Source organism: Flavobacterium defluvii, from assembly GCF_900129555.1.
Classification (GTDB): domain Bacteria; phylum Bacteroidota; class Bacteroidia; order Flavobacteriales; family Flavobacteriaceae; genus Flavobacterium; species Flavobacterium defluvii.
The window spans coordinates 165329-188702 of record NZ_FQWC01000007.1 but is presented as its reverse complement, the minus strand read 5'-3'; the positions used below and the strand labels follow the sequence as shown (position 1 = coordinate 188702).

At 32.6% G+C, this 23374-nt stretch carries 23 protein-coding genes; 11 read left to right on the top strand and 12 right to left on the bottom strand.

Annotation, left to right across the window (positions count from 1 at the left end):
* Nucleotides 1–15 precede the first annotated feature (15 nt).
* From BUC29_RS15830 to BUC29_RS15795, 8 genes are all read right to left on the bottom strand, one after another.
* Nucleotides 16–384, bottom strand: a complete 369-nt coding sequence (locus BUC29_RS15830; RefSeq protein WP_073417144.1) for a 2TM domain-containing protein — start codon at nt 382–384, stop codon at nt 16–18.
* A gap of 15 nt (nt 385–399) precedes the next feature.
* Nucleotides 400–705, bottom strand: a complete 306-nt coding sequence (locus BUC29_RS15825; protein ID WP_244160837.1) for a 2TM domain-containing protein — start codon at nt 703–705, stop codon at nt 400–402.
* 2 nt (nt 706–707) lie between these two features.
* Entirely contained in the window at nt 708–1037 is a 330-nt protein-coding gene (locus tag BUC29_RS15820; protein ID WP_073417142.1) for a 2TM domain-containing protein, read from the bottom strand.
* A complete protein-coding gene (locus BUC29_RS15815; RefSeq protein WP_073417141.1) occupies nt 1037–1342 on the bottom strand; it encodes a 2TM domain-containing protein in 306 nt (101 codons plus the stop codon). The genes BUC29_RS15820 and BUC29_RS15815 overlap by 1 nt, the downstream gene beginning before the upstream one ends.
* Nucleotides 1342–2682, bottom strand: coding sequence for a 2TM domain-containing protein (locus BUC29_RS15810; RefSeq protein ID WP_073417140.1), 1341 nt, complete (start codon nt 2680–2682; stop codon nt 1342–1344). The genes BUC29_RS15815 and BUC29_RS15810 overlap by 1 nt, the downstream gene beginning before the upstream one ends.
* 20 nt (nt 2683–2702) lie before the next feature.
* On the bottom strand, nt 2703–3323 hold the full coding sequence (locus BUC29_RS15805) for a hypothetical protein (RefSeq protein WP_073417139.1): 621 nt from the start codon (nt 3321–3323) through the stop codon (nt 2703–2705).
* Between the two features lie 47 nt (nt 3324–3370).
* Entirely contained in the window at nt 3371–3778 is a 408-nt protein-coding gene (locus tag BUC29_RS15800) for a DUF2141 domain-containing protein (RefSeq protein WP_084538664.1), read from the bottom strand.
* Nucleotides 3779–4123: 345 nt separating this feature from the next.
* Nucleotides 4124–6283: a TonB-dependent receptor gene (locus BUC29_RS15795; protein ID WP_073417137.1), complete on the bottom strand. Its 2160-nt coding sequence runs from the start codon at nt 6281–6283 to the stop codon at nt 4124–4126.
* Between the two features lie 139 nt (nt 6284–6422).
* On the opposite strand from BUC29_RS15795, the gene BUC29_RS15790 reads away from it, so the two are divergent.
* The 9 genes from BUC29_RS15790 (at nt 6423) to BUC29_RS15750 (ending at nt 13034) form a co-directional block, all read left to right on the top strand.
* On the top strand, nt 6423–6881 hold the full coding sequence (locus BUC29_RS15790; RefSeq protein WP_073417136.1) for a DinB family protein: 459 nt from the start codon (nt 6423–6425) through the stop codon (nt 6879–6881).
* Between the two features lie 10 nt (nt 6882–6891).
* A complete protein-coding gene (locus BUC29_RS15785) occupies nt 6892–7350 on the top strand; it encodes a YciI family protein (protein WP_073417135.1) in 459 nt (152 codons plus the stop codon).
* Between the two features lie 3 nt (nt 7351–7353).
* The gene (locus tag BUC29_RS15780) at nt 7354–7926 is read left to right on the top strand and encodes a sugar O-acetyltransferase (RefSeq protein ID WP_073417134.1); all 573 of its coding nucleotides are present in this window, start codon (nt 7354–7356) and stop codon (nt 7924–7926) included.
* 3 nt (nt 7927–7929) lie between these two features.
* Nucleotides 7930–8319: an SMU1112c/YaeR family gloxylase I-like metalloprotein gene (gloA2, locus tag BUC29_RS15775; RefSeq protein ID WP_073417133.1), complete on the top strand. Its 390-nt coding sequence runs from the start codon at nt 7930–7932 to the stop codon at nt 8317–8319.
* Nucleotides 8320–8765: 446 nt separating this feature from the next.
* Entirely contained in the window at nt 8766–10043 is a 1278-nt protein-coding gene (locus tag BUC29_RS15770) for a chloride channel protein (protein ID WP_084538663.1), read from the top strand.
* A gap of 96 nt (nt 10044–10139) precedes the next feature.
* Entirely contained in the window at nt 10140–10739 is a 600-nt protein-coding gene (locus BUC29_RS15765) for an HPP family protein (RefSeq protein ID WP_073417132.1), read from the top strand.
* A gap of 196 nt (nt 10740–10935) precedes the next feature.
* Nucleotides 10936–11478: an IS1096 element passenger TnpR family protein gene (locus BUC29_RS15760; protein WP_073417131.1), complete on the top strand. Its 543-nt coding sequence runs from the start codon at nt 10936–10938 to the stop codon at nt 11476–11478.
* A gap of 96 nt (nt 11479–11574) precedes the next feature.
* On the top strand, nt 11575–11934 hold the full coding sequence (locus tag BUC29_RS15755; RefSeq protein ID WP_073417130.1) for a four helix bundle protein: 360 nt from the start codon (nt 11575–11577) through the stop codon (nt 11932–11934).
* Nucleotides 11935–11975: 41 nt separating this feature from the next.
* Nucleotides 11976–13034: a nucleoid-associated protein gene (locus tag BUC29_RS15750; protein WP_073417129.1), complete on the top strand. Its 1059-nt coding sequence runs from the start codon at nt 11976–11978 to the stop codon at nt 13032–13034.
* An 87-nt stretch (nt 13035–13121) separates the two neighbouring features.
* Here BUC29_RS15750 and BUC29_RS15745 read toward each other — a convergent pair whose 3' ends face one another.
* Nucleotides 13122–13703, bottom strand: coding sequence for a TetR/AcrR family transcriptional regulator (locus BUC29_RS15745; protein ID WP_073417128.1), 582 nt, complete (start codon nt 13701–13703; stop codon nt 13122–13124).
* Between the two features lie 71 nt (nt 13704–13774).
* The gene (locus BUC29_RS15740; protein WP_073417127.1) at nt 13775–14527 is read right to left on the bottom strand and encodes an SDR family oxidoreductase; all 753 of its coding nucleotides are present in this window, start codon (nt 14525–14527) and stop codon (nt 13775–13777) included.
* 231 nt (nt 14528–14758) lie between these two features.
* Between BUC29_RS15740 and BUC29_RS15735 the strand changes: the two genes are divergently transcribed.
* The gene (locus BUC29_RS15735) at nt 14759–17128 is read left to right on the top strand and encodes a GAF domain-containing protein (protein ID WP_073417126.1); all 2370 of its coding nucleotides are present in this window, start codon (nt 14759–14761) and stop codon (nt 17126–17128) included.
* Between the two features lie 145 nt (nt 17129–17273).
* Here the strand turns inward: BUC29_RS15735 and BUC29_RS15730 are convergent, their stop codons facing one another.
* The gene (locus BUC29_RS15730) at nt 17274–18452 is read right to left on the bottom strand and encodes a Pycsar system effector family protein (protein WP_073417125.1); all 1179 of its coding nucleotides are present in this window, start codon (nt 18450–18452) and stop codon (nt 17274–17276) included.
* Nucleotides 18453–18479: 27 nt separating this feature from the next.
* Here BUC29_RS15730 and BUC29_RS15725 point away from each other — a divergent pair, with 27 nt between their 5' ends.
* Nucleotides 18480–22211, top strand: a complete 3732-nt coding sequence (locus BUC29_RS15725; protein WP_073417124.1) for a metallophosphoesterase — start codon at nt 18480–18482, stop codon at nt 22209–22211.
* A 163-nt stretch (nt 22212–22374) separates the two neighbouring features.
* On the opposite strand, the gene BUC29_RS15720 is transcribed toward BUC29_RS15725, so the two are convergent.
* Nucleotides 22375–23232, bottom strand: coding sequence for an SdiA-regulated/phytase-like domain-containing protein (locus tag BUC29_RS15720; RefSeq protein WP_073417123.1), 858 nt, complete (start codon nt 23230–23232; stop codon nt 22375–22377).
* Between the last annotated feature and the right edge of the window lie 142 nt (nt 23233–23374).

The window sequence follows — 23374 nt, the reverse complement described above, 5'->3', positions numbered from 1 at the left end:
AATACTAGTTCAAAGTTACTCCCATTTATTTGTATTTGCGGCTTCTTTTTCCATATATTTTTGGATTTTTTTCTGCTCCCAGTCGTTGCTAAAGAAAAGATCACGGCCAAAAACAGACATTGCATGAGCCAATAAACCAATTCCCCAGAAAAATGCTGTCGAATACGTCTGCCAGTCCATTAATCCGCTTTCGTGAATGTTTTCAGTAAAAATATCCCTGTTTAAATTTGCGATAATAATTATCACATTTACAATTAGGTAAATTCTTAAGTGTGAGTAAAAACCTTTTAATCTTTTTACTTTTCTGTATGCATTATTGTAGCTTTCGTCTGTGCTGAATTCATGCGCATATGCTTCATACATACGTCTTCTAAAACGTCCCATATATTATTTATTTAATTATTTCCACTTGTTTTTGTTCTCTTTTTCCTTATCCATGAATTCTTTGATTTTTCTTTCTTCCCAGCCTTTTCCAAGAACTGGAAATACTTCAAAAACTTTCAAACCATGAAGGACTACTCCAACTCCCCACCACATTAATGGCCAGAAAAACCATAAATATTTTGGTGAAGTATACAGGTTTATAAAAATCAAAATTGCATTTACTAATACATAAGCAACCAGATTTCCGTAAAATCCTTTAATACTTTCTACTTTCTTTTTTGCCTGAAAGTATTTATCGTCTTCATTAAAATTCATTTCCATGATTACTCCCATTTTTGTGTTTTATTTTTCTTTTCTAAAAGACTTCTCAATTTACGTTCTTCCCAATCATGTCCAAAGATTCTGAAAGAGACAAACATATCTATAGCAGATCCAACATATACGGCCGACCAAATAATTATTACTACATCATTTAGAAAATTAATCGGAATGAAATGCAGCGGCAGTTCTGTATATTCTTTTAAAAGGTAAAGTGCTAAAGCAATCAGGTACAGAAATGTATGTTTATAAAATGATTTTAACTTAACTACTTTTTTGCTGGCCAGTTCTTTCAAAACATTTTCTTCTGAACTGTTACTAGAATTTGTTTCCATTATTCCCAGTTTTTTTGATTGCTTTCTTTTTCTAAAATTTCCCTGATTTTTCTTTCTTCCCATTTTTTATTAAAAAAAGGCGGAAGATTAAAAACTTTCAATCCGTGTAAAACAATTGCCATTCCCCATCCCATCAAACACCACAGAAACCATAAATATCCTGGCGAAGTCATAATGTTCACAACAATTACAATTGGGTTTACAAGAACAAAAACTGTTAGATGCTCGTAAAATTCTCTGAGTTCTTTTACTCTTTTTTGAGCATGATAATATCGTTCTCCCTCAAGATGATTTTTATCGGTCATTATTTCCAGGTTTTTTGATTATTCTCTTTTTCTAAAATTTCTCTAATTTTTCTTTCTTCCCAGTCAGAGCTGTAACCAAACACCTTAAATGCATGCATGGCAACTCCAAATCCCCAGCCTAAAGCTGAAAACCAAAACCATTGAAATCCAGGTGAGAATTGTAAATTGATAAAAACCAAACACGGAATCACGCAGCAATATGAAATTAAATTTCCATAAAATCCTTTCAACTCTTCTACTCTTTTTTTAGCTCTGTAATACGCTTTAGCTTCGTCGTTGTATTCTGTACTTATGTCCATAACAGTAATTTGTTTTGTTAAAATTGGAATCTTAACCGAGAAATTCTTTTCATCTTGTTCAATCAGCACCTTTCTGTCGGTTATAATTCCGTAACGGTTTACAATATTCTGCAATCCAACACCTTGTCTATCCTGCAGAACTTCTTTTTTCTGAAGATCATTTTGAATAACCAAATAATCTTTGTCAATAAAAATTCTAATATGTAATGGTTTCTGTTCGCTTACTACATTGTGTTTTACTGTATTTTCTAGTAAAAGCTGTAAAGAAAGCGGCACCACTTTGGCATCCGGATTTATGTTTTCTGCAGGCAGTTCGTAAAACAAACTATTTTCGAAACGCATTTTCAGCAGGTTCATATAGGTTTTTGCAAATGATAATTCATCCTCTACAGAAACCAGTTCCTTATCTTTTTGTTCCAAAACATATCTGTAAATTTTAGACAAAGAAGTGGTGAATCGCTGTGCATTATCCGGGTTTTCTTCAATTAAAGAACTTAGAACGTTTAAGCTGTTAAAAAGAAAATGTGGGTCGATTTGATTTTTTAAACTTTCGAACTTGGCATTAGCCGTTCCCGCAATAATCTTTTGTTGTATAACTTTGTTTTCCTGATATAATTTATAAAAATGTAATGCGTGAAATATCAGTAAAACGATAAAAGTAATGACCGAGGATTCTATATAATTTGCCGGATCTTCATTTGCTAAAAAGCTCAATAAAGGACGTCTCTCTATAACAACCTGCGTAAAAATGCGCAATATAAAAATGACGAAAAGCGAAATGAAAAATGAACTCATAAAGCCAATAAAAATTCGTCTGGCAGAAAATCTGTTTGCTCCTTCAAAAACCTTATCCAAATACACAAATAATGAAGCGTTTACCACATACAAAACAACGCTGTACAACATGCAGTACAAAAAATAGATGTACAAATCTTTGGTAAATACCGCAGTTCCAAATGATGCAAAGCGAATCAAAAAGGAGAATATAAAAACTACTCCGCCTATTAAAAGTGCTTTTAAGATATTTGGTTTTAAGGTCATTCTTTTTATTTTAAATTAAATTATTTACAATTTTTTTGAACTTCAAGAGCTCTGTCTAATCCCCATTTTGGAGAAAAAGGAGTTTCTGGTTTAAAAGTAGCAAAAAGTTCAATAGCTTTATCAACTTGTGCACAAAGCGGTTTTGTATCAACACCAGTCCATTTTGCGCCGCCAATCTGGTAATCAGCTTCTCCAAAAACAGCTCTTGGATTATTTGGGTCAATGGCTTTTGCTTTTGCGTAAGCTTCCATAACTTTTGCAGAATATTTCATTCCGTTTGTCATTGGGTCTGCTACTACATATCCTGTATAAATTAGAGCCTGAAGCACATATAATTCTGCATTATTTTGATCTTTAATAAATTCTACATCTAATGCATCCTGAGCTTTAGTTAAAAGAGCATCAATTTTTGTTTTATCTTTTTCTGAAAAAACCGCTGTTGCGTTTACCATCGCTACATAATAATTAGGAAGCCAGCTTGTTTTATCAGCTGCAGCAATTCTTTCAAATAATGCCGAAGCTTCTGCATTTTTACCTTCTTTCCAAAGTCCGAAAGCCTTTGTCATTCCTTGTTCAAACTGCGTTTGAGCTGAACTTATTACTACTACAAATAATGCGATTAAAGTGATGATTTTTTTCATTTTATAAGTTATTAAATGGTTATTTTGATTTGTTTGTTAGTTACTATTTATAATATAATTTCAATTTTAGAATCTTTTGCTATAACAAATTTAGCATCTTTGTAAGAAGGCGGCCCCATAAATCCTTTTGCATTGTTTGAAGTGGCATAATCTTCTGAAGGAATTCCCATTGCGTTTTTATCAAGCTTTCCGTTATTGTTTTCATCGTGATATGTTGAAATTGCATATTCACCTGCCGGAAGATCTGTAAATGTTACAACAGCCTCATTATTTTTAATTTCAGAAGAAAGGCTTTTGTATGTCGTTTTAAGAAAAGTACCGTCTGAATTATACAGACCTACTTTTACAATTCCTGTATTGTTTTTTACACCTGTAACAGAAACAGTCAATTTAACATTTTGAGCAGACATTAAGCTGCAAATAAATAACGTGATTATGGTAATAATTTTGGTCATGGGTTCTTTTTTTTTAAGGTTCTAAGTTGCTAAGATTCTGAGATTCTAAGTTTTTTTGTTGATGATTAAAACTCTTTTTTTTAGGTTCAGAGTGGCAAAGGGACAAAGGTTAGATTTTATGATTATTGACATTCTAAAAAACTTTGAACCTTTGTCACTTTGTTACTTTATTTCTTTGTTCCTTTTAATTTACTCTTCAAAAGTATATCAGATTTTACTCTCTTAAAATTAAATGATACTGAGTTGTTGATTTTTGATGATGAATTGTTTTTTTGAAGGTTCTGAGGTTCTGAGTTTTTTTAGTTTTTAAAATCTTAGCACCTCAGAACCTTCGCAACTTAGCGGCTACAAATTTTTCAATTGATTCTCATTTTTATTCTGGCTGATTGTCCAGAAGAAACCTACGAAGAAAAATCTATCGGCAGTTGGTGTGATTGCTTGTCTTTGGTAAACTCCATTTGGATCTGGTAATTTTGCGTAATCGTATCCGAAGATATTCTGCGTTCCTAAAATGTTTGAAACTGAGAAATACAAGATTTTTTGTGTTGTCAATAAATACGCCCAGTTAAAACTCAAACTATTATATGATTTAGTTTTTCCGTTCATGAACTGCGTTTGGTTTGGATCGTTGTACGGACGACCTGAACTGTAACTATTTGTGAATCCGATTTGTGATTTCCAATCTGTAATAAAATATTTTGTTACTACAGATAAAGTATGATTGGCAATAAAACTTGGCGTTGCCATGGTTGGGAAATTCTTGTATTGTCTTTCAGAATCGATATAAGAATAGGAAATCCAATATTCTAAGTTTTTATACAAATTGCTGTCTCTCCAAAATAAATCCAATCCTTTTGCATAACCTTTTCCGTTATTATTGAAAACCGAATTGTACTGAATATCTCTTGTATTATATTGCACTAAATTGCTGTAATCTTTATAATAAGCCTCAGCTCTAAAAGTCTGTCCCGGCTGCGTAAACTGATAATTCAAAATATAATGCTGTGCTTTTTCGCTTTCAAACTGATGGTATTTTGAATACTTAATATAATCTACAACAGGTGTTTGAGAAAAATCTCCGTAAGCAAAAGAAAACTGGCTGCTTTTTGAAACTTTATAAGCTAATGATGCTCTTGGCGCAATATTATTTTCGTCTAATAAACTATTGTTTGAATATCTTAGACCAACTTTCATGGCCAGTTTTTTAGAGAATAAAATATCTGCTTCGGTATAAGCTGCAAAAATATTAGAATCGTATCCGTTATCTACATTAATAGAAATATTATCATTAAAGTTTTCATTGTATTTAGTGATGAAATAATCTGTACCAAAAGACAATTTGAAATAGTTTGAAAATTTCTTTCCTAATTTTAATTTCAACTGTGCTGCATTTTCATCAGCATTAATATCGTTAATGTCGTATTTTGTTTTGTTTTTACTGTAACCGTAGCTAATTCCGGTTGTTAACTGCCATCCCGTTCCAAAAGTTCCTTTATAAGAAGAGTTTAAATAAAAGTTATTGTTGTTCAAATCTGTTCTGACAGGATTTTCGAAATTGATATTTTTTTGATTTAAATCGAATTTTTCAGAATCAAAGGCAGCGTATAATTTGAAAATTCCGTTTGTAAAATTATATCGGTAAACTGTTTCACCTCCAAGTGATTGATACGGATTATTCCAATCCACATTTTGTGGAATTACTGCCTGATAAGGCGCTAAATTAATGTAAGCCATATTAACGCTTAATGAACTTTTTGTCCATTTTTGAGTATTTCCTAAACTCAACCCAACTGTCATTAAACCAATATCTGTTTTATTGTGATCCGGTTCATCCTGTGTATTTAAAAGTAAAACACTTGATAGAGCCTCACCATATTCGGCAGAATAACCTCCTGTAGAAAATGCAATTCCGCTGAATAAGAAAGGAGAAAAACGGCTTCTTGTTGGTAAATTATTTGTCGTTGCTCCGTACGGCTGTGCCACGCGAATTCCGTCTACAAAAGTTTGTGTTTCACTTGCTTCACCTCCACGAACGAATAAACGTCCGTCTTCGCCCACACTTTGTGTTCCCGGTAAAGTCTGTAAAGCCGCAACAATATTTCCCGCTGAACCTGCCGTTGTAACAATATCCAAAGGTTTTAAAACCGATACTCTCGCTTTGTCTCCAGATTCTAAAGTTCCGGCTGTTATGACAACGGCATCAAGAGCATTTACATTTTCTCTTAATTTTACCGTTTGATCTTTAAAGTTCGTAACATCGATTTCTTTTTTGAAAGTTTCGAAAAGCAAAAAGCTAACAACTAAAAACTGATTTCCTGTTGAAGAAGTTTCAAAAGAAAAATCTCCTGTTTCAGAACTTGTAGCTCCGTCGTAAGTTCCATCAATATAAATGTTTGCTCCGGCAACTGGTTTCCCTTTTTGGTCCAAAACTTTTCCTGAAATAATATTTTGAGCAAAAGTAAAAGTGCTTAGTAATAATAAAATAAAAGTAATTCTGGTTTTCATAGTATTGGTTTTTGATGAAGCAAATGTATTTTAACATTTCCTGTTAAAAAATATATAATAACCGAATTGTAGAATTTTAAGGATGAGTTGTAAATTACTAATTTGTATCTTAGCTGTAGTGTTTCTAAAACTATTAATTATGTCAGAAAGTAAAAGAGTTTCGAATTTGTATCAATCCATTTATAATGGAAATCCGTGGCTTGAAGTTACCTTAGCAGATACTTTAAAGGATGTAACTGCGGCTCAGGCTTATAAAAAAATCAATCCTAATTTAAACACAATTTGGGAAATTGTCAATCACCTAATACAATGGCGAAGAAACATATTAAAACGCGTTCAGGGGGAAATAATCACAACTCCCGATCATAATTATTTTGTACCCATTTTAGATTCATCTGAACCAGCTTGGGAACAATCATTGCAAAGTCTGGCAAAATCTCAGGAATTATGGAATGAGTGTTTGAGTAATTTTAATGATGAGGATTTCGAGAAAATAGATCAAAATAACAATCATAATTTTTATGAAGATATTCACGGGATCATTCAGCATGATGTGTATCATATGGGACAAATTGTAATTTTGAAAAAACTTCTTTAAAAACATTGTCATGAAAAAATCCTTCTTTTTATTAGGTTTTTTATTGATTAATGTAATCGGTTTTTCTCAAGAAACTGAAATCAAATTTGATGAAAATCTGGCAAAATCTTTAAATGCCGATGAATACGGAATGAAGAAATATGTTTTCTGTCTTTTGAAATCGGGAACCAATACAAGGGCTTCAAAAGAAGAAACCAAAAAACTTTTTGAAGGGCATATGGCCAATATCAATAAACTGGCAAAAGAAGGAAAACTGGTTGTTGCCGGACCTTTTATGAAAAATGATAGAAATTATCGTGGTATATATATTTTTAATGTTGAAACAGTAGACGAAGCAAAAGCACTCGTAGTAACAGATCCTGCCATAAAAGCCAATTTACTCGAAGCCGAATTAACGCCTTGGTATTGTACCGCAGCTTTGCAGGAAACTGTGAAAATACATGATAAGATTGCCAAGACGAAAATGTAAAAAATGAAAACAGAGAAAGAAAAAATGATTTCGGGCGAATACTATAACGCTTTTGATCCGGAATTAGTAAAAGGCCGCCGAACTGCAAAAAATCTTCTGCATAGTTTAAATGTAAAAGAATACCGAGTTACCAAAAAAGCAAAAGAAATTTTAAAAGAACTGATTCCCAATGCAGGAGATGGTTTTTACATCGAACCACCTTTTCACTGTGATTACGGCTATAATATTTTCTGTGGAGAAAACGTTTATTTCAATGTAAATTGTGTTGTTTTAGATTGTGCGCCTGTAAATATTGGATCGAATGTGTTTATTGCGCCAAATGTTCAAATTTATACAGCATCGCATCCGCTTGACGCCGAATTACGAAAAACACTCGAAAATGCTTATCCTGTAACAATTGGAGACGATTGCTGGATTGGCGGAAATTCTGTTATTTGTCCAGGCGTAACGATTGGAAAAGGCTGCGTTATTGGTGCCGGATCGGTTGTTACAAAAGATATTCCTGATAATTCATTGGCAGTAGGGAATCCGGCAAAAGTAATCCGAAAATTAAATCAAGAATCTGAATCAAAATAAAAAATGCTTACCTTAAATAAAGTTCACCATATTGCCATTTTATGCTCTGATTATCAAAAATCTAAAACTTTTTATACCGAAATTTTAGGATTAACAATTATTCGGGAAATCTATAGAGAAGAACGCCAGTCTTATAAATTAGATTTGGCTTTAAATGGAATTTATGTGGTTGAATTATTCTCTTTTCCAGATCCGCCAAAAAGACCTTCAAGACCAGAAGCCGTTGGATTGCGTCATTTGGCATTTGAAGTAATTAATTTAAATGAAACTGTTGCTTTTTTAACTTCAAAAAATATAGAATCTGAACCTATAAGAATTGACGAAACGACTGAAAAGCGTTTTACATTTATTTCAGATCCTGATTTATTACCGATTGAGTTTTATGAAAGATAAATTCTAAGAAACAAAGGTTTAAAGGAACGGAAGTACATAGGTTTACTTTTTTATTACCAATCTCTTCGATTCACTTGTGTGATTTCTCGTTTGTCTAAAGAACAAATAGTTTAATTGCGTCCAGCTTTAGCTGGATGATTTAAAAGTCAAACTTGAAAGGCTTTAGCCAAACTAACGTTAGTTTGGCTAAAGCCTTTTTACTAATCTAATTCATTCCTCTAGCTAAAGCTGGAGGCAATTTATGCTATTTAATATTTCAAAACTGTGAACCTCTTTTCCTTTGAACCTTTGCCCTAAATCAGTAATATTCAAGAAAAACATACTGAAAGAATTTTCCTGTTTACACCAGTTTTAACACACTAAAATTAATATTTCCTATAAAAAACCGAATTTCATCCTTAATTTTGTAATCCGCATAAAAAAATGCGAATACAAATTCTCTCCTGATGAATAAAACGGCGCAAATCAAGAAAAATCATCAATTCATTAAATTCCGAAAATTAGTTATTGTTTCTATTTTAATTGGCTTCCTGTCGGCTTTCCTCGGAATTTCACTCAAAAAAATAACCGAATATTATGAAGAAATCTTCTTTCACGAAGTTTCGGTAAACCCAATATATTATATTATTTTTCCGGTTTTTGGATTATCTGTAATTTATTTTCTAAGACAATATCTTTTTAAGAAAAAAGAAAACAAAGGAATTAAAGAAGTTTTTGAAAGTACCAAAACCACAAAAAATCTTCCTTCATATAAAATTCCATCACACTTTATAAACGGATTACTTACTGTAGTTTTTGGCGGTTCAACCGGAATCGAAGTTTCTACCGTTGTTGCCACGGCTACAATTGGTTCTGTAGCACACGAAAAAGAAAATGTTTTCCGTCAATACAAAACCGAATTAATCTGCGCTGGCGTTGCAGCCGGAGTTACTGCACTTTTCAGCAGTCCGATTGCGGGAATTTTATTTGCTTTCGAAGTAATTTCCAGAAAAGTAACACGAGCATTTGTTATTACAAATGCAATTGCAGTCTCGATTGCTTTTGGTTTACTTTTTATTTTAAAAGAAGAGCCTCTATTTGCCGTTTCTATAACGACATGGCATCTTAAAGCAATTCCGTATTTTATTCTTTTAGGGATTTTAGCCGGAATGAATTCAGTTTACTTAACCAAATGTGTTTTATTCTTCAAATCGCAATTCGGAAAAATCGATACACATTATTATAAAATCATAATTGGTTCTGCAGTTTTGAGTATTTCATTGTTCTTTTTTCCGCAATTATATGGCGAAGGTTACCACGCAATAAAAGACATTTTCGGAAATTCGGCAGATATTACATTAACGGTAACTTTGGCTTTAACTTTCATCGGAATATTAATTTTAAAACCAATTGTTACTTCAATAACACTGGCTTCCGGAGGTGACGGGGGCGTTTTTGCTCCGAGTCTTTTTATTGGTGCTTTTTTAGGATTATTATTGGCTTCGGCTTTAAACCGTTTTTTTCATGTGAATGTAATTCCGGTTAACTTTGTAATTATCGGAATGGCTGCTGTTTTAAGCGCCAGTATCCACGCTCCGTTTACAGCTATCTTTTTAGTATGCGGATTAACAAACGATTATACTCTGTTTTTACCAATTCTGGCTGTTTGTTTAATTTCAAAATATACAGCAAAAACAATTTATCCTTATACAGTATACAGCTATGCTCCAAACCTGACGAAATAATTTTTTTTGCCACGAATTCATGAATTATTTTTCTTTAATTGAACATACAAATTCGTGAATTCATGACTATTAATACCACAACGAATATTTAAAATTATGCCAACTCAAAAGATAAAAAGAAGCTATCGCAAAACCCGTTACATACTTTACAAAGAAACTCTAATCGATTATAAAGAGCATTTTTGGTCTTTTTTAGGATCATTTGTCGGAATTGGAATTTTAGCTTATTTTCAATCGATGCATTTTTCAGGAAATGATGCCGTTTACTTAATTGGTTCTTTTGGAGCTTCGAGTGTTTTAGTTTACGGTATTATTCAAAGTCCGTTTTCGCAGCCTCGAAACCTGATAGGCGGTCATGTAATTTCGGCTTTTGTTGGCGTAACCGTTCATAAATTGGTTCCGGATATTATGTATATAGCAGCTCCGCTGGCCGTTTCTATTGCCATAATTTTAATGCAGATTACCAAAACACTTCATCCACCGGGAGGTGCAACGGCTTTAATCGCTGTTATCGGTACCGAAAAAGTAAAAGCTTTAGGATACATGTATGTACTTTCTCCAGTATTAACCGGAGTTTTAATTTTATTTTTTACAGCTTTGATTTTTAACAATATGACTTCGAGCAGAAGTTATCCAAGTCACAGTACTTACCACAAACAGTATCATAAAATTAGAAAGAGACTGACTGGCAAATAGATATTATTTCTATAGTTTGTCAACCTGAGCGAAGTCGAAGGGCTTTCCTATTGGTGTAAGGCTTCGACTTCGCTCAGCCTGACAATCGACATCGCTTAACCAAAAAACTGAAAAAATCTTTTCAACAAATCGTATTTCACGATTCGTATTTCATTTTTTATATTTTACCTTTGACCTCTCAATAAAAACAAAGATTATGGTTTATAAATTTAGAGTAATTCTAGACGCCGAAGAAGATATTTTCAGAGACATTGCAATTCTTGAAGACGATACACTTGAGGATTTACACAATGCAATCTTCAATGCTTTTGGTTTTGACGGATCAGAAGTTGCTTCATTTTATACTTGTGATGAGACTTGGAATCAGGAAGATGAAATTCCTCTTTTTGATACGGGCGATGTTCCGGGAGAACAAAGAACCATGAACGATTATCCGTTATCTAGTATTTTAGATAAAGAAAATACAAAGATTATCTACGTTTATGATTTCATCAGCATGTGGACTTTCTTAGTAGAATTGGCAGCAATTGAAGAAGAGACTGTTGGTGCAACTTATCCTGAAACTTTATTTTCTCATGGAGTTATGCCGGACGAAGCCATCGAAAAAAACTTCGAAGCCGATGATATGCACAACGATATCTACGGAGAATTTGAAGATGATCTTGACGAAGATGACCTTGATATGTTCGACGGCGACGACAGCTTCGAAGATTATGGGTTTGAGGAGAATTGGAATTAGTTTTTTTTGAGGTTCTAAGGTACTAAGATGCTAAGATACTAAGGTTTTTATTTTGAAAGATTTTTCTTATTTTTAATTCGAATATAAAAATAAGAAATGAGCAATTTTAGAACTTTATTAGTTTGGCAGAAATCAATGACCTTGATTACCAAAATTTATTCCTTAACAAACAAATTTCCCAAAGAAGAAGTCTTCGGATTAACTTCACAAATTAGACGTAGCTCGATTTCTATTCCCAGCAATATTGCCGAAGGATATGGAAGAGAAAGTGATAAAGAACTTTTACGCTTTTTAAGTATTTCTATCGGTTCTCTATTTGAAATGCAGACGCAATTAGAGATCGCAAAAAATATATCTTATTTAAAAGAAGAAGATTTTAACAAACTATACGAGGATAGTCGAGAGGTGGAAAGAATGTTAGTTTCTTTTATAAAAAAAATAAAAGATAGAAACTAAACCTTAGTACCTTAGCAACTTAGAACCTCAGCACCTTAAAAATGATAAACTTATTCAACACCCACATCGAATCACTTTCGATACACCGCGTAGGAAACAAAAGCCGTAATGAAGCGATTTTTTTATCAGAGCAGCCATTTAATCTAAATGATGAGATTGTTCCTTTGATTAAAGAATTCTTTTTTAAGCCTTTTAGAGAAAAAGAAGAAAACTATTATCAGTTTGCACACGAAGTGGACTTGGATTACAACGACATGTTCAAATATGCAACTGAGATTTTTGCAAATCCGTCAAATGTTCATGAAATTTCGAAAAACATCACAAAGCATTTATTCGAGCAGTCAAATCATCCGCACATTAAAAACGGAGAGGTATATGTTACTTACTTGACAAACTTAAGTATTGATAATAATGTCGTTGATGCAATTGGTATTTTTAAAAGCGAATTGCAGTCTGACTTTTTACAGTTTGAAGAAAAGGAAAGTAACCTTGAGATGATTCTGCAGCAAGGTATTAATCTTAGTAAATTAGACAAAGGATGTTTGATCTTCAATTACAAAAAAGAAGAAGGCTACAAAATCCTGACTGTAGACAGCAACCGTTATGACGCGCGTTACTGGCTAGAGCATTTTTTATCTGTAGACGCTTTTGAAGATGAAAACTTCATCACTAAAAAATATTTAAAATTCTGCCAGAACTTCGCAAAAGACGTGGTTTTGCCAGCAGAAGACAAAAAAGAGGAAGTAATGTTTATGAACCGATCTGTGAATTATTTCGCTAAAAATGATCAGTTTGAAGAACAGAATTTCCTGAATGAAGTATTAGACAATCCGGACTTAATTCCTGAATTCAAAAACTATAAAGTTGATAAAGGAGAAAAATACAGCATCGAAGATGTAACCTCATTCCCTATTGCAAACGCAGCAGTTTCTGACGCCAGAAAATCGATTAAAAATGTGATTAACCTGGATACTCACATTCAGATTAAAATGGATTTTATTAATCCTGAAAGCGCAGAAAAATTTGTTGAAAAAGGCTGGGATGAAGAAAAACAAATGTATTACTACTTAGTGTATTTCAACAAAGAAGAAAAAAGCTAAGAAGTTTTCATTTTCTATTACTTACTTAAAACAAAAAATGGCAGTTACAAGATGTAACTGCCATTTTTTATTAAGATAAATTCGATTTTATAAAACTGAAAATACCGCTTTTACAATATCATCGTAAACTTGTTTGTTTCTTTCTCCTGTACGAGCTAAAACTCTGATTCCTGAATAATTATTAAAAATAAATCGAGCCAAAACTTTTGCTTCCAGTTTTTTTGAAATATGTCCTGCCTCCTGCCCTTTTTTTACTGCATTGGTAAAGACTTCTTCCATAAGCTGACTGTTCATTGTTACAATTTTGGCAATTTCTTCATCGTGCATAGCCAATTCTACAGAAGAATTGACCATAAAACAGCCTTTTGTAATTCGGTCTTCAAGACTTTCTACGATGGCCAATTTAAAAATAACTGAAAGTGTTTCTTTTATATTTACAGAAGCTTCCAGAATTTCTTTAATCTTAATGTAATTCTCTTCATGATATTTTTTTAAAGCTTTCGCAAACAATTTTTGCTTATCGCCAAAAGTATCATATAAACTCGAACGACTTAAACCTAAGTGTGTTACCAAATCCTGGGCCGATGTTCCGTTATAGCCTTTGTGCCAAAAAATTTCAATAGCTTTATCTAAAGCCTTATCCTCATTAAATTCTTTCGTTCTAGCCATGACTTTCAATTAAAATTCTATACAAAGATACAAATAAAACGGAACAATCGTTCCTGAATAAATCAAAAAAATTATACTACAGCATTTACAGTAAGCCCGCCATCAACCACAATTTCAGTTCCTGTTATGAATGATGAATTATCAGAAGCTAAAAAGCCAACAGTTTTTGCAATTTCTTCAGATTGCGCAAAACGTTTCAACAAGATTTTTTCGCCAAGAACAGCACCAAAACCTTCTACTTCTTCTTTTTGAAGACCTAATTTTCCATAAAGTGGAGTTTCAACCGGACCAGGAGAAACCGCATTTACTCTGATTTTTCTAGGAGCTAATTCTACTGCAAATACTTTATTGAAAGATAAAACTGCTGCTTTACTTGCTGCATAAACACTTGAATTTGGCATTCCAAGATGAGCATTTACAGAAGTATTAAAAATAATAGAACCGCCATCGTTTAAAACTGGAAGCAATTTTTGAACTGTAAAATAAACTCCTTTTGTGTTTACATTCATAATGGTATCGTAATGATCTTCCGGAGCAAATTCTACCGGAGCAAAAGAAGCAACACCTGCATTCAAGAATACGATATCAATTTTACCAAATTTTGCTTTTATTTCTTCTACTAAATTGTCAATCGATTTTAAATCAGATTGATCTGCAACAATGCCGGTAACGTTTAATTCTGTTTCTGCTTTTGCCAAAGCTTCTTTATTTCTACCTGTTATGATTACTTTTGCACCTTTTGCAGTTAATTCAGCTGCGGCTGCATATCCAATTCCGCTGTTTCCACCTGTCACGATTGCTACTTTGTTTTCTAAATTTTTCATTTTGTTGTTATTTAAGTTATTGATTATTCAATTATTATGGTACAAAGATACAATAACGGAACGATCGTTCCGTTATTTAATATGTTAATTTTTAGTTAAAATAATTAAGTCGTTTCAAAAGCCCCAATCTATAAGGGATTATATCTATGCGACTATAAATGAAACAAATCGTAAAATGATGCGAATTCTTAATTTATGCTTAATTTTGTATTTCTAAAAACAAAAAACAAGATGGATCGTCTTTTACCAAGCGAAAGCCCTTTCGAAACGATAATCTCATTTCATAAATTGATCGAATCTTTTGAAGAGATTGCTTTATCAGATGTTGATTACCGATCTAACTACGCCAAAGCTATTTTAAAAGAAGTTGAAGCTTATCCGGAATTTAGAACCGGAATTCGCGATTACAGTATTATTAAGGATAATGAAGCATTAATTAAAAATATTACAGCCGATTTATTTCCTACTGCTTTGACAAACAATGAAATAAAAGCTATAACAATTCCTTTTCAGAATATTTCATTCAATTATACAGAACGTTTCAAAAAAATTCTGCGTAATGCAGGAGATGAGTTTTATATGGAAATTCGTGATTTTGATGATCACCAATTTTATATAAACAACTGCTGTTTAATATTGGCGTATTATTACAATCAAAAAATTGATTTTAATAAACCTTTTTTCTACGATATTCCTGATGAAGGAGGTGTAGAAAAACATTATCGAATTCTGTACAATGCAGATTTCATGGAAATTCTTCCAACAGATAAATCGGTGCCTTTAACTCAGGACGATATTGATTTATTATTTGATAATTACAATGATATCGATCTTTGGAAATCAAAATTCCCTCCGGGAAGCTGGATTTTAAAAGGCTTTGGAATTGTTTCTTTATTTGATGCCACTACCGAAAGTGCTATTTCAAATTTAAAAAGTAATTTATTAAAACCCGATTCCAAAACGGTTGCCTCTAATGATATTATTGAGAATATTTTTAGATCAATATTTAAAATTCCGAGTTTAAAAGTTGGTTTTATTATTTACAACCCCGAAGAGGAAAAATTCATAAGACCAATAAAATTTGATAATCAGATTCAGAGTTTTTTATTAAAAACAGATCAGGAAGTCGATTGTAAAAATGCTTTCTTTGGATGTTCTTTTGAGAATCTTCTAAATAATAAAGAGCCATTTACAATCTCTAATGTTAAAAAATTCATCGAAGAATCTTCTAGCAAAAAACTTGGAGAACATTTATTAAAACAAGGAATTCAAAGCTGTGTTTTTGCTCCTGTTGTAAAAGATGGTCATTTATTGGGCGTTGTCGAATTAGTTTCTGAAAATCCTAGAGATTTGAACAGTGTAAATGCCACAAAACTAGAATTAGTTCTGCCGTATTTAACAGATACTATCGATCGCTATAATACGGATATGCAGCATCAGGTTGAAGCGATTATTCAGCGTGAATACACTACGATTCACCCAAGTGTTTATTGGAAATTCAGAAAAGAATCGCAAAACTATTTCCAAAATATAAATCATACGAAAGATTATATTTTTAAGGAAATTGTATTTAAAAATGTATTTCCGCTTTACGGACAAATCGATATAAAAGGTTCATCTGAACATCGAAACGAAACGGTTAAAATCGACTTGAAAAATCAGCTTACGGCTCTTTTGGAAATTTTCGAAAATCAGGATCCAAACACTAATTTAGTACTTCTTGAACAAAGAAAATTTGAATTAGAATCCCTTCGAAGCGAATTAGATTTTCCGCTTAAAGCAGATATGGAACAGCATGTTCAGCGTTATATAGAAGAAGAAATTCATCCGATATTAAAAAACACTAAAAGCAATTCTAAAAACGAAAAATTTGAAAAATTGTATTTTGAAAGTCTGGATGAAAAAACCGGAATGTTTTATCAGGAAAGAAAAAAGTTTGATAATGCGATGTCGATTATCAACAAAAAACTGGCTTCGGTTTTAGATAAAAAACAAGTTGAAGCACAGCAGATTTATCCGCATTATTATGAGCGTTTTAAAACGGATGGTGTAGAACATAATTTATATATTGGAGCTTCTATTTCGCCAACAAAACCGTTTGATATTATGTACCTGCATAATTTACGTTTATGGCAATTGCAGACTTTATGCGAAATGGAATTAGAACATCATCAGCTTAAAGAATCGCTTCCGTATGAACTTGATGTTACTTCGCTGATTTTGGTTTTCAGTTCTCCGCTTTCTATTCGTTTTAGAATGGATGAAAAACGTTTTGACGTTGACGGAACGTATAATGCAAGATATGAAGTCGTTAAAAAACGTATAGACAAATCCCACATTAAAGGGACAAACGAAAGAATTACTGAAAAAGAGAAAATTACAATTGTATATTCTCAAAATAGTGAAGAAGCTGAATATTTAAAATACATTAAATATTTGCAGCATAAAAAAGTTTTAGAACCTTCGATTGAACAATTTGAAGTCGAAGATCTTCAGGGAGTTTCGGGCTTAAAAGCCATTCGAGTAAAAGTGATTAATAACGTAAATAATTCGAAAATAAAGAAAATTACTTATCAGGATTTATTAGATGAGCTCAACTAAAAGTTGAGCTTTTTTGTCTCGCTAAATTTATAGAATTGAGCGCGGATAAAACGGATTTTTTTATTGTATTATACAAATTCGTGTAATCTGCGTCTTCGCAAAGCGAATACGCTTTATCTGCCTTTAATTGTATCTGTGTTAAAATTTAAATTGATTTGAATGCAATAACAAACGAAATTACCGTAACGATAATTCCAACCATAAAAAGATTGTACGCAATACGCAGCAAATTATATTTTCGCTGTAAAACCAATCCCAGATAATACAAGTCTTTAATCATGTTTGAATAAAGATAATCACGGTCTTTCATCATTTCGTTCATGGCCCAGTCGTATTCTTCTAAAGGCATTTTGTAGAAATTTCCAAAAAACAATAAATTGATTTTTTTGTTTTCAATATCTTCTCTGGTAAAAACGCCTGAAGTTACTTTTGGACGTGTTGAAAGAATCGCAAAAATTATCGTGATTACACTAGACATCAGCATTATAAATGTTGGTACAACTAAATGCGCATTTTTCGGACTGTCTAATTTTGGGATAATGGTTGAAAGTGCAATCGAAATAATAATTGCATTTACAGACAATAAAATATTGGCTTTACTATCGGCAATGCCGCTTAAACGTGTATGATTTCCGAGTGTAACACGAAATAAAGTGTCAACACCACGGTCTGGTTTTTCGATTTTTTCGTTCTTTTTATTTTCTTTTTCAAGTGCTTCTGCGGCTTTCAGTTCCTGCTTATTTATTTTTTTCTGAATCAAAAGCAGGTTTTTTTCTTTTAAAGGCTGCCACTTTTTCAGGGCATAATCGGTGTAAAAGCGATGTTTATTCAGCAGAAAATTAAGATTTTCTTTTGTCCATTCTGCATTCGAGAAATTTACAATTCCTGTATTTTTTAATTCCAAACGTAATAATTCGCAGGTTGTTACATATTCAGTTCCCATTAAATGGGCATAATCTGCATCTTTAATAATTTTTTCTAAATGCGTTTTAGGAACATATTCTTTGGATGTAGCCAGTATTAAGCTGGAAACCAGCTCTATAAATTTTTCTGATTTTCCTTTTTCTTTTAAAAAATCAGCTGCAATTTTTACACTTTTATTTTCGTGATTTTCATACCCTTCAACATATCCGGTGTCATGGAACCAGGCTGCAACCAAAAGTGCCTCTTTATCATCACTTTCTACATCTTCTTTTTTGCAAAGCTCTTTTACTGCTGTTACAACACTAAAAGTATGGTTAAAATTATGGTAAGAATATAAATTAGAAAGTTTATCTTTGAGTAAATTACTGACGAAATCTTCGGATTGTTCTATTAGATTCATAAAAGAATATTTTTATACCACTAAATTATGAAATTGTTTTTGGATATTCATTTTATTGCTAAGATTAAAAACTTTTCTTTAGCAATTATAATTTTAACATTTATTTATTCTTGTGCTACTCATAAAGCACAATACGGGAAAAGTGTAAGTGCTAACGAAACTGAAAACGCAACAGATACTATAAAAATTGCCCATACTTTTTATCTTGTTGGAGATGCCGGAAATGCTGATGAACAACAGTCGCAGCAAACGCTCGAACTTTTGCATCAAAAACTTAAAAAAGCGAGTAAAAAATCTACTTTGCTTTTTTTAGGAGACAATATTTACCCTAAAGGTTTTCCGAGTGATAAAAACGCCGACGCTGCTGCTTTGGCAGAAACAAAACTTAACAATCAACTAAAATTGTCCAAAGGTTTTAGGGGAAAAACTATTTTTATTCCCGGAAATCACGATTGGTACAGCGGTATAAAAGGTTTAGAATTACAGGCTGATTTTGTAACGAAGAACTTAAATGATAAAAAAGCTTTTCTGCCAAGAAAGACCTGTCCTATCGAAGATGTAAAAATTGATAGTATTACAACGTTGGTAACCGTTGATAGTGAATGGTTTCTGGAAGACTGGGACGATCATCCAACAATAAACGATAATTGCGATATAAAAACGAGAGAAGATTTTTTTGAGGAACTGGAAAATATCTTAAACAAAAATCAGGAAAAAACAGTTGTTCTTGCTATTCATCATCCTTTGTTAAGCAACGGAACACATGGAGGGCAATTTTCGATGGAAAAACAATTATTTCCGTTGGAGAAAAAAATTCCACTTCCTGTAATTGGATCATTTATTAATTTATTAAGAAAAACATCCGGAGTAAGTCCGCAGGATCTTCAAAATAAGCAATATACCATTTATGCCAAAAGAATAAAGACGCTTTTACAAAAACAGCGAAATGTAATTGTAGTTTCGGGCCACGATCATAATCTGCAATATATCAGCAAAGAAAACATTCAGCAGATCATAAGCGGCGCAGGATCAAAATCTGAAGCTGCAAGAGCCGTAAATCCTTTTGATTTTTCGTATGGCGGGAATGGTTATGCAACTTTAAGTCTATATAAAAGCGGCGATGCCAAAGTTTCTTTTTACGGAAATGAAAATAATAAAGAAAAACTACTTTTTGAACGTGAAATTATTAAGGCGAAAGAAATAAACTGGGCTTCAGATATTCCGAATAACTTTCCTTCTAAAATTACAACTTCTATCTATTCTCCTGAAATGACAGATAAAAGTATGTTTCATCGCTTTCTTTTCGGGCAGCATTACAGAAAATATTACAGTACCCCAATTGAAGCTCAGGTTGCAACTGTAGATACTTTAAAAGGTGGTTTGAAACCTATACGCGAAGGCGGCGGGCATCAGTCTGTTTCATTGAGAATGTCTGATCCAAAAGGGCGCGAATATGTAATGCGAGGTATGAAAAAAAGCGCTTCGGTTTTTTTACAATCTGTTGCTTTTAAAGATCAGTATGTCGTAAATGATTTTGAAGATACTTATACCGAAAGTTTCTTGTTTGATTTCTATACGACTTCACATCCGTATGCGCCTTATGTAACGGGAAGTATGTCAGATAAAATTGGTCTTTATCATACCAATCCCATTTTATATTATATCCCGAAACAAAATGGTTTAGGTGAATTTAATGCTGGTTTTGGCGATCAGTTGTATATGATTGAAGAGAGACCAGCCGATAATCATCTGGATGGAAAAAACTTTGGAAATCCAAGCAATATTATCAGTACAGATGATATGATGATGAATCTTCATAAGGATGAAAAATATTCGGTTGACGAAAAAGAATATATAAAAGCAAGATTATTTGATATCCTTATTGGCGATTGGGACAGACACGCCGATCAATGGCGCTGGGCAGAATTTAAAAAAGACGGTAAAGTTATTTATAAACCAATTCCGCGTGATCGGGATCAGGCGTTTGCGAAATACGACGGTGCTTTGCTTTCAATCTTGATGAATATTCCGGCACTGCGCCACATGCGAACTTTTAAAGATAAAATTGGTAATGTAAAATGGCTGAGCCGTGAACCTTATCCAATGGATTTGGCATTTTTAAGGACTGCCGAAGAAAAAGACTGGGTTGAACAGGCAAAATTTATTCAGGATAATTTAACGGACAGCGATATTGAAAACGCTTTTAAAGCTATGCCAAAAGAAGTTCAGGATGGAACGGTTGATGAAATCATTCGAAAATTTAAAAACAGAAAAAGAGAGCTTCAAAAATATGCCATAAAATATTCTGATGTTTTAAGCAAAACAGTTATGATTGCCGGAACGGATAAAAAAGACAAATTTGTTCTGGATCATAAAAACAAAAAAAGTATTGAAATTCAGGTTTTCAGAGTTAAAAAAGAAGGCGATGAATTGGTTTATTCTAAAACAGTAAACGACTCTAAAACCAAAAATGTATGGATTTATGGTTTGGATGATAATGATATTTTTGAAGTAAAAGGCGATCAAAAATCAAGAATTAAAGTTCGTTTAATAGGCGGTCAAAACAATGACACTTATAATATCGAAAACGGAAGAAAGGTTATTGTTTACGACTTCAAATCAAAAGAAAACACATACAATTTAGATTCTAAAACACAAACGCAGTTAACTGATGATTACGATGTTAACTTATATAATTATCAAAAACCAAAATATAATGTAGTTTCTGGTCTGCCAAATATTGGCTACAATCCTGATGATGGTGTAAAAGTGGGTGTTAATGTAAATTATACAGTAAATAATTTTAAACAAAATCCGTATACACAGAGACATGTTTTAAATGCTTTTTACTATTTCGCAACCGGAGGTTTAGAGTTTAATTATGCGGCGCATTTTCCTGGTTTGTTAGGAAAATGGGTTATTGATGTTGAATCACTTTATACAACACCGAATTTTGCAATGAATTATTTTGGTTACGGAAATGAATCTCAATATAATGACGATTTAGGCATGGATTACAACCGTGTTCGAATCAGAAAATTTAATGCTTCGGGAGCAATTCGTCATGTTGGAAGATACGGAAGTGAGTTCAGCATTCAGCCAATTTTCCAGAGAATGACGGTTGAAGAAACAGAGAACAGATTTATTAATCTTCCGAACATTGTAAATCCTGATGTATTTAACAGCCAGAATTACGGAAGTCTGAAAGTGAAGTATCTTTTCAAAAATTCTGATTTTGCTGCAAAACCAACTTTGGGAATGTATTTTATGATTGCCGGAACCTGGACAACCAATTTAGATGATACTAATAAAAACTTCCCAACGCTGGAAAGTATTTTAGGTTTCACACATAGACTCGATCACAACGGAAAACTGGTTTTGGCAACGTATCTAAAAGGAAAAGCGATCTTAAATAATAATTACGAATTTTATCAGGGAGCTGCTTTGGGCGGCGATACTGATTTGAGAGGTTTTAGAAACGAGCGTTTTTTAGGTAATTCGTATTTCTCTCAAAGTTCTGATTTACGTCTAAGTCTTGGTAAAATCCGTAAAACACTTGCACCGTTTACATACGGAATACTAGGCGGCTTCGACTACGGAAGAATCTGGCTTGATGGAGAAAATTCAAGAAAATGGCACCAGGATTACGGTGGCGGACTTTGGTTAAACGCTATTAATGTTTTAACGGCCAGAATATCTTATTTTAAATCTCCTGATGAAGTTGGGAGAGTTATTTTTGGAGCAGCGTATAGTTTTTAAAAAAGGTTCTAAGATACTGAGATGCTAAGGTTCTAAGTTTTTTTCTTAGCTCTGATTAAAAAACAGCCACGAATTCACGAATTTTTATTAAAATTAATTTGTGAATTCGTGGCTAATTTTTTCTTAGAATCTTAGCATCTCAGAACCTTAGCAACTTAGAATCTTAAAGCTTAAACTCATAAACCTTCCCTCCTGTTTTATTTGTTTTTTCGTCGGCGATTAATAAAGTATTGTTGTCTTTGAAAACTATGGCTTCTTTTTGAGAAAAATGGTTTAGGCTTATTTCGGTTTGTGTTCCTTTGTGGAATAAATCGCCTTTAAAACCTTTAAATAAAACTATTTTATCGTGACTTAACAAAACTACTTTTTTACCATCAGGACTTATTGTTGCACTTGTTAAAACACAATGATTGTAATTATCACAGGTTTTAAATTCCCCGATTTTAACTGCTTTCTGAGTTCCTTTTGCATTTTTTATTTTGTAGATAAATGCGGTACCGTCAAAACCTTTGCTTCTGTTTTTGGTAAAAAGATAAAAATAACCGTTTTGTTCAAAAAAACCTTCAACGTCGTAAAACATTTCTTTTTTCTTTGGCGGAAATTCAGTTTGTTCTGGATATGAAAATGAGATTTTATATTCGGCAGAAGCCACCTCTTTATTCAACTGATTTTTTGCCACTTTATAAATGCATAAATCCCTGCGTTCATTATCGTTGTTTCCAAAATCACCAATATAAATATTTCCGGTTTTGTCTTTAGTAATATCTTCCCAATCCACATTTGTGGCGTTTGAAACTGTGATTGTCTTTTCTAATTTTCCTTTTGAATTGATGGCATAAATGGCATTTTTATTTCCGCTGTCTTCAAGGGTATAAATTGTATTCGTTTCAGGAAAATAAGCAATTCCGGAAACTTCTTTTAATTTCTTCGGAAGCGAATAAAGCGTTTTTAAATCACTGCCAGACTGCTGCTGACAAGCTAATAAAACAATAGAAATACCTATTAAAAAAGTTTTTTTCATAAGATTGTTTTTTTTAAACCATATAAGTGATGTAAGAAAATTTAAGTTTTGCTCTGTAAACTTGTATTAACTTTTAAATCATATAAGTAATAACAATACAAAAAAAATTAAGTTTTGCTTTAAATGAAATTATATAACTTAT